This window comes from Aneurinibacillus tyrosinisolvens (assembly GCF_001015055.1).
GTDB lineage: Bacteria > Bacillota > Bacilli > Aneurinibacillales > Aneurinibacillaceae > Aneurinibacillus_A > Aneurinibacillus_A tyrosinisolvens.
The window spans coordinates 1-11743 of sequence record NZ_BBWZ01000031.1 but is presented as its reverse complement, the minus strand read 5'-3'; the positions used below and the strand labels follow the sequence as shown (position 1 = coordinate 11743).

Here is an 11743-nt window from a genome sequence, read left to right as displayed (position 1 = left end):
ATTCTCAACATTTTGTACTGAAAATTGCAGATAAAGCACCATAATAGGGGGTTTCACGGCTGGCATGGAACTTGCGTTATTTATATGTGGAGAAACAGCACATCATGTTTGGAGGGGTTCATATGACCGGCCGATACATTCAGGACGAGCATAAAATATTTCGTGATGCATTCCGTAAATTTTTAGAAAAGGAAGCATATCCTCATTATGATGCATGGGAGAAAGATGGCATCATCCCCCGCGAATTCTGGACGAAGATGGGGGAGAACGGCTTTCTGTGCCCGTGGATTGATGAGAAATACGGCGGGTTGAACGCCGATTTTGTGTACGAGGTCATTATTAATGAAGAATTGGAGCGCGTCGGTTCAAGCCTGATTGGGCTTGGACTGCACAATGATATTGTTGTGCCCTATTTGGATACATATGGTACAGAAGAGCAGAAAGAGCGTTGGCTTCCTGGCTGTATCAGTGGTGAGTTAATCACAGCGATTGCCATGACCGAGCCTGGCGCCGGATCAGATCTTGCTGGAATCCGGACAACAGCGGTGCGTGACGGGGACCACTATATCTTGAACGGGGAGAAAACCTTCATTACAAACGGTATTCACGCTGATCTAGTCGTTGTCGTATGCAAAACTGATCCTGCTGCCAAGCCTGCGTATAAAGGTATCAGCCTTCTCGTCGTGGAACGCGGTACGCCTGGATTCTCACGCGGCAAAAAGCTGGATAAGGTGGGCCTGCGCAGTCAGGATACAGCCGAACTTATTTTTGATGATGCACGCGTTCCCGTGCAAAACCTGCTGGGTGATGAAGGGAACGGATTCTACTACTTAATGAATAAGCTGCAGCAGGAGAGGCTGATTGTCGCAATCGCAGCGCAGATCGCAGCGGAGGAAATGCTGAAGCTGACAATTGAATATGTACAAAATCGGAAAGCATTTGGGCAGTCGATCGGCAGCTTCCAGAATACTCGTTTCAAAATTGCGGAAATGGCAACGCAGATTGAAATTGGCCGTACATTTCTGGATGATCTTATCGTGAATCACATGGAAGGCAAAGACGTCGTTACACAGGTCTCCATGGCGAAATGGTGGTTAACTGACATGGCCAAGCAGGTGGCATCAGAATGCATGCAACTGCATGGCGGTTATGGCTATATGGAGGAATATGAAATTGCCCGCCGATACCGCGACATTCCGGTAGCAGCGATTTATGCAGGCACAACCGAAATTATGAAAACAATCATTGCCAAAAGTCTGGGATTATAAAACAACGGAGGGGATTTTCATGCGTGAAGTCGTAATTGTAAGTGGGATTCGGACACCGATTGGGGATTTCTCAGGAGCATTAAAAAGCTTGACTGCGGTAGAACTGGGGATTATTGCGCTGAAAGCAGCGATTGAGAAAGCGGGTATTGGCACCGATCAAATCGAAGAAGTGCTCGCCGGTCACGTATACCAGGCCGGATGCAAAGGAAATCCGGCCCGCCAGGTCGCACTCGGAGCGGGCTGCAGCGTGGAAACAGTGGCAGCTACGATCAATCAGCAGTGCCCGTCTTCGATACGGGCAACGGAAATTCTCGTGCAAGAGATTATGCTTGGTAAGGTTGAAATCGGGGCGGCAGTCGGCTTCGAAAGTATGACAAACGTGCCGCACCTGCTGCCCAAAGCACGTGACGGCTTCCGTATGGGTGGCGGAGAAATCGTCGATTCGCTGCTGTACGATGCACTCATTGATCCATACAACAATTACCACATGGGCGTAACGGCTGAAAATCTTGCCGAGCAGTATGGCATTTCTCGCGAGGAGCAGGATGCGCATGCGCTGCTCAGTCATCAGCGCGCCTGCCAGGCTATCAAAGAAGGGAAATTCAAAGATGAAATTGTTCCGGTTGAAGTGAAAACGAAAAAAGGAACGCGCATCATTGATACCGATGAGCACCCGAATGCCGAGGCCGATCCGGACGCCCTGGCTAAACTGCGCCCCGTCTTCAAAAAGGACGGAACAGTGACAGCCGGCAATGCATCCAGCCTTAATGACGGGGCAGCCGCTCTTATCATTATGTCTGCAGATAAGGCAAAAGAGCTCGGTCTCAAGCCGCTCGCTCGCATCGTCGCAACGGCGTCTGCTGCGGTCGATCCGAAGATCATGGGAATTGGCGTTGTTCCGGCGGTTGAACGTGCGCTAAAGTTTGCGGACAAGAGCCTTGAAGACATTGGCTACTGGGAAATCAACGAAGCGTTTGCCGCTCAGTTCCTCGCGGTGAACCGAGAATTAAAGATCGATATCGAAAACGTAAATGCCAACGGTTCCGGTGTATCCCTCGGTCATCCGGTTGGCTCGACAGGTGTCCGATTAATCGTGACAATGCTCAATGAAATGAAGCGCCGGGGCGTCCAATACGGCTGTGCGTCTCTGTGTGCAGGCGGGGGTCCTGCTGCAGCTATTATCGTGGAGGCGCTTGACTAGCATAAGCAATCGAAGAAAATTACGGAAATTTAAAGGTAATAAAAAAAGAACCCTTAAAAAGGGTTCTTTTTTTCATTACGTCTATTCAGGTTCCACAACCCGATTGCAACAGACGTAGCGCAAATATCGGCTCAGGCATTTATTATAACACCTTTTTAATCGAAACACCACTATAACCAAACAATTTTTCAGTCTGTTATCTCTATCCATTGACCTCTTTATTTAACAAATCTGTTGCCTGACTTTCAGTAAGTCCTTCGACTAACGCGAGTTCACTAATTAAAATTTTCTTTGCATTGTCTAGCATTCTTTTTTCGCTTGAGCTAAGGATTTTTTTCTTCGTTCCTACGCATTAAATCACGGACGACTTCAGCAGCTTCTTGTATATCACCCGTTCCCATTTTATCCGTGTTTATGCGATACCTTTCATTCCACGGGAGTGATTGTTCTGATCCTTCGTGATGAAAACCAAGCAATATATTTTCCATTGTAAGCATATCAACAACGGGGCGTACGCCGAGAGTAGATGCTTTTTCTACAGGAACCATTACTTGCATATTACCAATGGGCATTTTTATGACATAATACTGCTGCTTCTCTCCCAGGATTTCTTTTTCTTCTATGGCTTCGATTACACCTGCACCATGCATTGGATAAACAATCTTGTCACCAACTTGGAACAAAAAATCCACCTCCAATAGAATACCCTTTCCTAGGATACCATTTAGGAGATAAATTATTAAAATAAAATAATACCATAGATGAATCAATTTCATAATTACTCATTAAAAACTACATTTACCCAAATAACTTCCTCGAATAACATCTGTTTTTTTAGCGCATACTAAGTTAGATTGACTGAAAGGACTGATTTCATGCCACGTAACAAACTATTAGTGCCAGGAAGCGAAGCTGCACTTGATATGCTGAAGAATGAAATCGCTCAGGAATTCGGTGTTGAATTAGGAGCAGACCAGACAGCCCGTGCAAATGGTTCAGTTGGTGGAGAAATGGTCAAGAGGTTGATCAGATTGGCTGAGCTCGAAATGCGTCAGCGTTAGCCAGGAGAGACCGTGTAAAAACGGTCTTTTTTATTTGTCATAAAAGGTGTATGTCATATCTCTAAGCATAATTCCATTCTAATCTTCAGGCCATTCAAATACACTCTTTTGGAATTCTCCATCATATTCTATTTCATAAGTAAAATAACTAACCTCTTTAAATGGAACGCCTTTTACCTGTAATTTCTTTCCTTTGGATGATTTACCTTTCGCTCCCAAATCTTTGATTGCTTGCATGCATTTATTACGGTTACGAGGAGAGGTAATGAGTTGAAATTGTTCATCTGTTACTTCAAATTGTTGTTCATTGATTGTTATAGCCCTCACGATAGCAACTCCGTTTGTCATATTTTTCCAATAACGCAATACATTAGCAACTTATTGTTTCCTTAAAAACAAACTATTATTCAAAAATTGTATCAATCAATTAATTAACCAGTTCTTTTATCCTCACTTTTATGTTTACATATTTCTACACATAAATCGATATTTATTCCTAAAAAATTCTTGACTTCACTTATTTATTTATGATAACATTTAAAATTTTCTATTATAACTTATGTGTGGTATCCTTAAAGAAGAGACTTACTGGAGGTGGATTTTTTGTTCCAAGTTGGTGACAAGATTGTTTATCCAATGCATGGTGCAGGTGTAATTGAAGCCACAGAAGAAAAGGAAATCCTGGGAGAGAAGCAGCAATACTATGTCATAAAAATGCCCATTGGTAATATGCAAGTACTGGTTCCTATGGGGAAAGCATCAGATGTAGGCATACGCCTGGTTGTTGATATGCCTACATTGGAGAAGGCATTATTTATTTTCCATCATGGGGAATCCGATCAATCACTTCCATGGAGTCAAAGGTATCGCCTACACATAGCTAAAATGAAAACAGGTGATATACAAGAAGGCGCTGAAGTGATCCGTGATTTAATGTGTAGGAACAAAACAAAAAAACTTAATCCAAATGAAAAAAAAATGCTGAACAGTGCGAAGAACATTTTAATTAGTGAACTCGCGTTAGTCAAAGGATTCACTGAAAATCAGGCCATTGATTTTTTAAATGAAGACTTTGATGACTAAAAATGACAGGCTAAACGATTCTTTAGAACTTGATAATAAATCGATTTTATTTAAAAAAATCAGAATAGACTGAATACAATTTTGCACTTCTAATCGCCAATTTGTCTGCATTAAACTATTTTACTGTACCTGTGTTCATGAAGGACCTCCAAAAATTTAGTTAATATGCTGCTTAAACTTATCGCAGAGAATAAAAATTCACATATAGGGGGAACAATTTATATGGGTAATGTAATAAAAGTATCATCAAAATCAAATCCAAATTCGGTTGCAGGTGCAATTGCAGGCACATTAAGAGAAAGTGGTAATGTGGAAATTCAAGTAATTGGAGCGGGTGCTTTAAATCAAGCGGTTAAGGCCATTGCGATCGCAAGAGGATTCGTAGCTCCCACCGGTGTTGACCTAGTTTTTGTTCCTGCATTTGCAGATGTTTTAATTAATGATGAAAAAAGAACAGCAATCAAATTAATTTTAGGTCCTAGAAAAAAAAGATAGAGTTGTGTTGAAGCGATTAATATAAGAATGATTTGAAAAATACCCCCCTATTATTAAATTAGTTTGTTGACTAACGGGCAATTTGAACTTGTTTTATTCAAGAGGTTAGATATACCGATTCAAGTTTACAAAAAGTGTTTATCTTTGCTATAATGAATAAGGAATATTTGAAAAATTTATTTTTTATATAATTAGGAGGCAATTTAAATGGAACGTGGAAAAGTAAAATGGTTTAACGGTGAAAAAGGCTTTGGATTCATTGAGCGTGAAGGTGGAGAGGATGTATTCGTTCACTTTTCAGCCATCCAAGGCGAAGGGTACAAATCATTAGATGAAGGTCAAGAAGTTGAATTTGACGTTGAAAAAGGTCAACGCGGACCCCAAGCAACAAACGTACGTAAAGTATAAGGAACAAAACAGTAAACAGACCCTAATTTTAGGGTCTGTTTTTATTTTATGTTAAATGGATCATAGGAGCTCATTAGGGAAAGGGAACACCTTTACGGCCTACTTCGTTTTCACCGTTTTTTCACTTTTCTTCTCTATACTCAAATCTGTCAGAAGGACAAGGAAGAGGAGGCTAACAGATGAAAGCAAAACTAAGGAAAGGCTTACCATGGATTTTAACTACACTCTTAATCCTGGCAGCCATCGCCTTTGCTGTAAATACATTGGGAGATGGTTTTCATGAGAGGGGGTATGCCCCGCCTATAATAAACTCAAATTACAATGATAACCAAAGCCCGGTTGTACAAGGAAATAATCCAGGACGTGGAGATTATTCAATGTATGGACACCAGCATGGAGACCATGCGATGCGTGAGCATCATGAGGGAGGATTCCACTTCATTGAACCTGCTATATCCTTTGTTTTTGGATTAGCTGCCCTTGTTGTTTTAATCAGATGGGTGCGAAAAAGAAGAACAATGCATCCGTTTACCCAATCCATCATCGATACGCCGATTTCTTATCCGGTCTATACCGTAAACCAGAACCAGCCGGATTTCTTGGATGAATGGGAAAAAAAGCAAACAAACCAAAAAAATCATAAGGAGGAAGAATAAGATGGGAATTTTTAAACGAATTAAGAACATTACAATGAATGAGGTACACGATCTGCTTGATAAAGTGGAGGATCCGATTAGCATGTTGAATCAATCGATGCGGGAAATGGAGGAAGAAGTCAGTAAAGGGCAGCAAGCGTATGCTCATCAACTCTTTCTTGAGAAGAAACAAATGGCGTTAATCGCGGATACACACGCAATCATTGCGAAAAGGGAGCGCCAGGCAAAACTGGCTGTCGATAAGGGGGAAGAACCCATTGCCAAAATGGCGTTACAAGAAAAAATAAACCAGGAGAAAACCCTAAACCTGTATAAGGAACAATATGAAACTATTATAAACCAGACAAAGAGCCTGGTTGAAAAGGTAAACGAGCTAAAAGACAAGTATAGTGAACTGCAAAACAGAAGACTCCTTTTACTTTCAAGAGCCAACGTGGCTCAATCGATTAAGCAAATGAATCATATGGTGGTCTCCTTCAATACAGATAACATCGCCAAAGGCTTTGCTTGTGCCGAAGAACGTGTCTTACTGCTGGAAGCAGAAGTAGAGGCCAGCAACCGGCTCCTCCATCATCCACAAGACATTCATACTTTTTCGTTTGACCCTGTCCTGCAACAAGAAGTGGAAAAGGAGTTAGAAAAATTAAAGGGTACCCAAAAGGAAACCGTTTAACTCCCCGGCTTGTGTATCGATTCGCTATCTGAAGCAAAGGAAAACCTCATGTGGTTATTCACATGAGGTTTTCTACTGTCTTTTTTAAAACTTTATGGTCATTGTTACGGTCCTATTGTGGGGAGTTATACGAATCGTAGATTCATCGGCTAAATAAAAAGGAAATTCCATTAGGTAAACCTTAAATTTTAAAATGGATTGTAAATGTCATTTTATAACCGTTTTTGTTAAGCAAGGTGGAGCCGTTTCGTTCTATAACACCATGAAGAGGTGAGCCTAAGACGTAAGCGAATCGATAACCAATTTGTTTTCAGTGCCTTTCTCATTCATAAAGGTAAAGGAAGTGGACTCCTTTATATATCTAGTAGGTTATCTTGATACCCGGATCGTACGAAAGATAATCATGTTGATTTTCAAAAAACAGAGAGGATTTATTCACTTGACGTTGGCTGTAAATCGGGAAAGGTGTTATCTCCCCTGGATCCTTTCTACTCTTTTCCCCTTCTTCCTCACATAATTCACAGCAAATCATATTAATATCACTAAAATCAGCAAAGGACATGTTTCTTCCTCCTTTCCTAATTAGATTTAATTTTCTTTCATTATTATCATGTTTTTAGTGAACGCTGTAAATAACTGAATTTTACATCTATAAAGGTCTGGCTCCTACCTATCAAACCAAATTTAATCAACGGCCGGTGGTTTGCGAAATGAAAAACAGCCACCTCTGCGCCTGGTGGCGATTTCATGAATGGGAACTCGGTAGAGAATAAATGTACAAGCAAATCACATTATGGATATCGATTCATCTGCCATCTATGTAAAAGGGCCAGAAAGGACAGGATTAGACGGGATCTGAATCCTCTCCTTTTTGGCTTTTTTCCACGTTTTTATATAAAGTAATTAATGGATAAAACGCTAACCACAGATAGTAAAGGCAATACGACTTGTTTAAAGCATTTTGGTGGAAAAGAATAAGGGTAGAGTTTTGCTACCAGGTTTTTTATCTTTGGAATAGCCAGGTGAACATTCTCGTGGTCCACATTGGTAATATAGCCTTCATATATCTGATTATCTCTTGTTTTTATTTTTACATATCTGGAAATATTCTCTTTACATCCATTTAGAATCGAATGGTTTGAATCGGAGTTTTTCATTCCTTTTCCCCCTTTATATTGGTTGTTCAGCTTTTCAAAATCCTTTTCATGACTTTTTTACGTATACGATTCAGCATCGCACTGAAGTCCTTTTGTTCGGGCCCTGCTATTTGGGAGACCGGGCGACAGGATATGGGGTCTTTTTTCATTTTGTGCTGTTTCTGTTCTTTCATCGATGAACGGTTTGCGACGGGCACATAAGCGAATTTTCACCGGTTACACATCCTTTTCGTGAGTTTGGTTCCACCTTTATGTAACAAGATTCTTTAGTGTTACTATAACGTGTAGTTCTTCTCAGAATAAACCGGTAAAACTTGTAAGTTTAATAAATAAATGAAATCAAAATGAAAAAAGGTGTTTCACCCGCAGCCTCCCGAGGAATTGCTAAAACAGTATAGGAAACCAAAGGAGGGGAATACGATGTTTGGTCTCTCCGACGTCATGAAGTTTCTAACTGCTTTTTTTGTCGTTCTTCCGGTTGTTACCTTGTTGCATGAAGCCGGCCATGTGTTTTTCGCAAAGGTTCTGGGCGGGAAAAACATTAAGGTGGTGCTTGGATCAGGCGATGTCGTATGTAAAATAGGGGCTCTTGAGATTCGAGAATATTATTTTTGGTATGGAATATGCCATTACGAAAGGCTACGGTATAACAACCGCTTTACGAATATCCTCGTCTATTCTGGCGGCATTGTATTTAATAGCATTTCGGCTCTGGCCGTTGAACTGCTGGTGCGGCATCATGTGCTTGCAAACGAGACGCTGTATTATCAATTTGTCTATTTTTCCTTTTACTTTGTGTTCTTCGCCGTTTTTCCTATGGGCTATCCGGATGGCAGCTACAGTGATGGAAAGGTCATTTTGAATCTGCTGCGAAACAGGTCGAGCGGTGAAAGGGAGACGGTTTATATTGTTGCAAAGGACGAAGCACACAATCAATGGATTTTCAAGAAAAAGCATGGGCGCGATACCATTGATGTGTGTTCACAGAAAGGCAAAGCGATTCATTTAGCCGAAGATATGGCGGAGAAGAATAAACCCAGCCGGCTCCTTATTTATTCAAGACAGGGAAAGGTAGAAGAGGAACGAATTTATACGGCTCTCCCGCAATAAACAAGCCATCCTATTCTCAATGGCTTGTTTAAAGATAAAAGGAGAAGGGTAGAGGGAGGGTGTCCACCCAGATCAGCGAAGTGCCACGATCAATCAAACTGAAGAGGGTGAAATTCTTGTCCTGGTTGACGCGGATGCTGAATGCGAACACCATGTATATGAAACGTTCTGTACCAACAATACGCTTAATTCGCATATGTACGGTCCGAACCGAAACGATATACCGGGCGTGCATCAAGACACTAATTGTCGGTATAAAAATGCGGGGAGGTATCGGTTAAGTTTGTTGTATCCGCACTTTCAAAAAGGCTCAGCATTTCTATCGATAGGATAGGGATACCGAGCCTTTTGCTATTTTATTTTTATGATGGGAACAGATACCTCCTGCACGAGACATTAAGAAAGTATCCATTTAAAACTTGATGCGATATGGTGAGGGGGAGATTCTAATTGGAGTGGCATCAGCTTGAATATTTTCGAAAATTAACCAAAGTTCAGAACTTTACCAAAGCAGCAGATGAACTGGCTCTTACGCAATCAGCACTAAGCCGGTCGATTGCCCGGCTGGAGGAGGAACTAGGGGTTCCGTTGTTTGAACGGAAAATCCGTGGCGTGATTTTAAATCGATACGGGGAAGCTTTCCTTAAACATGTAAATCGAGCCATGATGGAAATGACTTTAGCTAAACAAGAGCTTCAGGATATGGTAGACCCATTCCGTGGAACCATATCACTTGCGTTCATTTACACATTAGGAAAAAGCTTCGTACCCGATTTAATTAGTGCATTTCGAGAACAGTACCCAGGCATACAGTTTCAATTGACTCAAGATGCAACCAGGAAAATCGTGAATCAACTAGAATCCGGAGAAATCGATCTCGGATTTTGTTCCCCCAATGAAGAGATGGAAAATATAAGTACGGTTCCGGTAATTAACGAGGAACTATTTCTGATTGTTCCGAAAGACCACCACCTGGCAGATAAGAAGGAGGTTGATTTGAGCGAGGTGGCGCATGAGCCCTTTGTCCATTATAAACATGAAACGGGATTGCGTGAGGTTATTGATAAATTATGCCGAAGAGCGGGATTCCAACCTGAAGTGTACTTCGAAGGTTCAGAAGATACGATGATCGCCGGGCTGGTAGCCGCTAACTTTGGAGTTGCCCTTATTCCATTCCTGCCAGGTCTTGATATGACAAAAATTTCACTTCTTCACATAAGGGAACCTCAATGTAGAAGAGTGATACAAATGGCCTGGCGATCGAACGGGTACATGTCACCCGCTTTTGTACGTTTTAAGAATTTTGTAAAGGAAACGAGAGTTCAATTCACATAGATAACCATTACTAAAAATCATCGATTCGATGATTTTTATTCATTTTATAAATAGATTAAAACAAATTATAATTCAGATAAGAAGAAACAATTAAAAAAGTTAAAAAAGCTTGTTTGAAAGCGCTCTCTCGCAAGATGATGGAAACATCATTTTAAACTTTAAGGAGGATGGAAAATGAAAGATTTGATTTCTCACCAACTGGTAAAATACCTCGAAAACAGAGGGGTTGAACATATCTTTGGCCTGTGCGGACATACCAATATTGCCGTACTGTCTGCCCTGGAGAATAGCTCCATTCAATTTATCAATGTCCGGCATGAACAAATCGCGGCGCATATGGCGGATGGCTATGCCCGGGCGAAAAAGCAGACGGCCGTTGTCTTAAGTCACTTAGGCCCTGGATTAACGAATGCAGCCACAGGGGTCGCCAACGCCGCGCTGGATTCCGTTCCGATGGTGGTTATTGCCGGGGATGTTCCCACCCATTATTACGGAAAACACCCGCACCAGGAAATCAATCTGCACGCCGATGCTTCCCAGTTTGAAATCTACCGCCCGTTTGTCAAGCGGGCCTGGCGTGTGGAACGGGCGGATTTGTTTCCGGAAATTATCGAGAAGGCGTTCCAGTTAGCGGAAAGCGGAAGACCGGGTCCTGTGCTGGTTTCGGTCCCGATGGATCTTTTCTCGAAAGAGGTGGAGGTCGCTTTATTTGAGAAGCTGGCTCACCATACGAAAACCCTGCACAAACCATCCATTGATGACGAAACGGCCACCCGCATCATTGAAACGCTGGTGAAGGCTGAACATCCGCTTCTTTATGTAGGGGGCGGGATTATGCTGGCCGACGCTTCCAAAGAACTAAGGGAATTCGTCGACCATCTCAGCATTCCGGTTGCCTATTCGCTCATGGGAAAAGGGGCCGTTTCGGATGACCATCCTTTCACCCTTGGCATGACGGGGTTCTGGGGCACGAAATTCATCAATGACCAGTGCAAGCAGGCCGATTATATTTTCGCGCTGGGCACTCGTTTTGCGGAAGCCGATTCCAGTTCATGGGAGCCGGCGTATACTTTCAATTTCCCGCCGACCAAACTCATTCACATTGACATTGACCCGAACGAAATCGGAAGAAATTATCCGGTGGACATCGGCGCAGTGGCGGATTTGAAACAGGCGCTGACCGTGTTGAACCGCGTAGCGAAGAAACTTCTGCCTAACGGACGGCAGAATGAGGCGCTCCAACAGGAGATTGCCGCGTACCGGGAAGAATTTAAGAGCCGCAATCAACAGAACATA

Annotated in this window: 14 protein-coding genes and 1 pseudogene; 11 read left to right on the top strand and 4 right to left on the bottom strand. The window is 42.2% G+C overall.

Annotated elements, in window-relative coordinates; all coding sequences use genetic code 11:
• Positions 1 to 122 precede the first annotated feature (122 nt).
• Positions 123 to 1268, top strand: coding sequence for an acyl-CoA dehydrogenase family protein (locus MBEAL2_RS20705; RefSeq protein ID WP_047154157.1), 1146 nt, complete (start codon positions 123 to 125; stop codon positions 1266 to 1268).
• Between the two features lie 19 nt (positions 1269 to 1287).
• Complete coding sequence (locus MBEAL2_RS20700; RefSeq protein ID WP_047154156.1) at positions 1288 to 2469, top strand: thiolase family protein; 1182 nt, start codon at positions 1288 to 1290, stop codon at positions 2467 to 2469.
• 202 nt (positions 2470 to 2671) lie between these two features.
• On the opposite strand, the pseudogene MBEAL2_RS20695 reads toward MBEAL2_RS20700, so the two are convergent.
• Positions 2672 to 3167 (bottom strand): annotated as a pseudogene (locus MBEAL2_RS20695) (CarD family transcriptional regulator).
• A 177-nt stretch (positions 3168 to 3344) separates the two neighbouring features.
• Between MBEAL2_RS20695 and MBEAL2_RS20690 the strand changes: the two are divergent.
• Positions 3345 to 3530: an alpha/beta-type small acid-soluble spore protein gene (locus MBEAL2_RS20690; RefSeq protein ID WP_047154155.1), complete on the top strand. Its 186-nt coding sequence runs from the start codon at positions 3345 to 3347 to the stop codon at positions 3528 to 3530.
• Positions 3531 to 3608: 78 nt separating this feature from the next.
• Here the strand turns inward: MBEAL2_RS20690 and MBEAL2_RS20685 are convergent, their stop codons facing one another.
• Positions 3609 to 3857, bottom strand: coding sequence for a hypothetical protein (locus tag MBEAL2_RS20685; RefSeq protein WP_047154154.1), 249 nt, complete (start codon positions 3855 to 3857; stop codon positions 3609 to 3611).
• Positions 3858 to 4118: 261 nt separating this feature from the next.
• Here MBEAL2_RS20685 and MBEAL2_RS20680 point away from each other — a divergent pair, with 261 nt between their 5' ends.
• From MBEAL2_RS20680 to MBEAL2_RS20660, 5 genes are all read left to right on the top strand, one after another.
• Positions 4119 to 4613, top strand: a complete 495-nt coding sequence (locus MBEAL2_RS20680) for a CarD family transcriptional regulator (protein ID WP_047154153.1) — start codon at positions 4119 to 4121, stop codon at positions 4611 to 4613.
• Positions 4614 to 4835: 222 nt separating this feature from the next.
• On the top strand, positions 4836 to 5108 hold the full coding sequence (locus MBEAL2_RS20675) for a stage V sporulation protein S (protein ID WP_047154152.1): 273 nt from the start codon (positions 4836 to 4838) through the stop codon (positions 5106 to 5108).
• A 207-nt stretch (positions 5109 to 5315) separates the two neighbouring features.
• Entirely contained in the window at positions 5316 to 5516 is a 201-nt protein-coding gene (locus MBEAL2_RS20670; protein ID WP_047154151.1) for a cold-shock protein, read from the top strand.
• A 179-nt stretch (positions 5517 to 5695) separates the two neighbouring features.
• On the top strand, positions 5696 to 6172 hold the full coding sequence (locus MBEAL2_RS20665) for a hypothetical protein (RefSeq protein ID WP_047154150.1): 477 nt from the start codon (positions 5696 to 5698) through the stop codon (positions 6170 to 6172).
• 1 nt (position 6173) lies between these two features.
• Entirely contained in the window at positions 6174 to 6845 is a 672-nt protein-coding gene (locus MBEAL2_RS20660; RefSeq protein ID WP_047154149.1) for a PspA/IM30 family protein, read from the top strand.
• A gap of 361 nt (positions 6846 to 7206) precedes the next feature.
• Here MBEAL2_RS20660 and MBEAL2_RS20655 read toward each other — a convergent pair whose 3' ends face one another.
• Positions 7207 to 7407, bottom strand: coding sequence for a hypothetical protein (locus tag MBEAL2_RS20655; protein WP_047154148.1), 201 nt, complete (start codon positions 7405 to 7407; stop codon positions 7207 to 7209).
• 328 nt (positions 7408 to 7735) lie between these two features.
• Positions 7736 to 8002 (bottom strand): hypothetical protein, encoded by a 267-nt coding sequence (locus MBEAL2_RS20650; protein ID WP_047154147.1) that lies wholly within the window; start codon positions 8000 to 8002, stop codon positions 7736 to 7738.
• A gap of 420 nt (positions 8003 to 8422) precedes the next feature.
• On the opposite strand from MBEAL2_RS20650, the gene MBEAL2_RS20645 reads away from it, so the two are divergent.
• The 3 genes from MBEAL2_RS20645 to MBEAL2_RS20635 all read left to right on the top strand — a co-directional run.
• Positions 8423 to 9112, top strand: a complete 690-nt coding sequence (locus MBEAL2_RS20645; RefSeq protein WP_047154146.1) for a DUF2188 domain-containing protein — start codon at positions 8423 to 8425, stop codon at positions 9110 to 9112.
• Between the two features lie 450 nt (positions 9113 to 9562).
• Entirely contained in the window at positions 9563 to 10447 is an 885-nt protein-coding gene (locus MBEAL2_RS20640; protein ID WP_047154145.1) for a LysR family transcriptional regulator, read from the top strand.
• Positions 10448 to 10621: 174 nt separating this feature from the next.
• Positions 10622 to 11743, top strand: a 1122-nt coding sequence (locus MBEAL2_RS20635; protein ID WP_047154144.1) for a thiamine pyrophosphate-binding protein, incomplete at its 3' end; no start/stop codon positions are given.

Bases quoted from the DNA above. Each gene is read 5' to 3' on its own strand.
- MBEAL2_RS20690 (WP_047154155.1), top strand. From the start codon at position 3,345: ATGCCACGTAACAAACTATTAGTGCCAGGAAGCGAAGCTGCACTTGAT.
- MBEAL2_RS20670 (WP_047154151.1), top strand. From the start codon at position 5,316: ATGGAACGTGGAAAAGTAAAATGGTTTAACGGTGAAAAAGGCTTTGGA.
- MBEAL2_RS20645 (WP_047154146.1), top strand. From the start codon at position 8,423: ATGTTTGGTCTCTCCGACGTCATGAAGTTTCTAACTGCTTTTTTTGTC.
- MBEAL2_RS20700 (WP_047154156.1), top strand. From the start codon at position 1,288: ATGCGTGAAGTCGTAATTGTAAGTGGGATTCGGACACCGATTGGGGAT.
- MBEAL2_RS20705 (WP_047154157.1), top strand. From the start codon at position 123: ATGACCGGCCGATACATTCAGGACGAGCATAAAATATTTCGTGATGCA.
- MBEAL2_RS20675 (WP_047154152.1), top strand. From the start codon at position 4,836: ATGGGTAATGTAATAAAAGTATCATCAAAATCAAATCCAAATTCGGTT.
- MBEAL2_RS20660 (WP_047154149.1), top strand. From the start codon at position 6,174: ATGGGAATTTTTAAACGAATTAAGAACATTACAATGAATGAGGTACAC.
- MBEAL2_RS20650 (WP_047154147.1), bottom strand. From the start codon at position 8,002: ATGAAAAACTCCGATTCAAACCATTCGATTCTAAATGGATGTAAAGAG.
- MBEAL2_RS20655 (WP_047154148.1), bottom strand. From the start codon at position 7,407: ATGTCCTTTGCTGATTTTAGTGATATTAATATGATTTGCTGTGAATTA.
- MBEAL2_RS20665 (WP_047154150.1), top strand. From the start codon at position 5,696: ATGAAAGCAAAACTAAGGAAAGGCTTACCATGGATTTTAACTACACTC.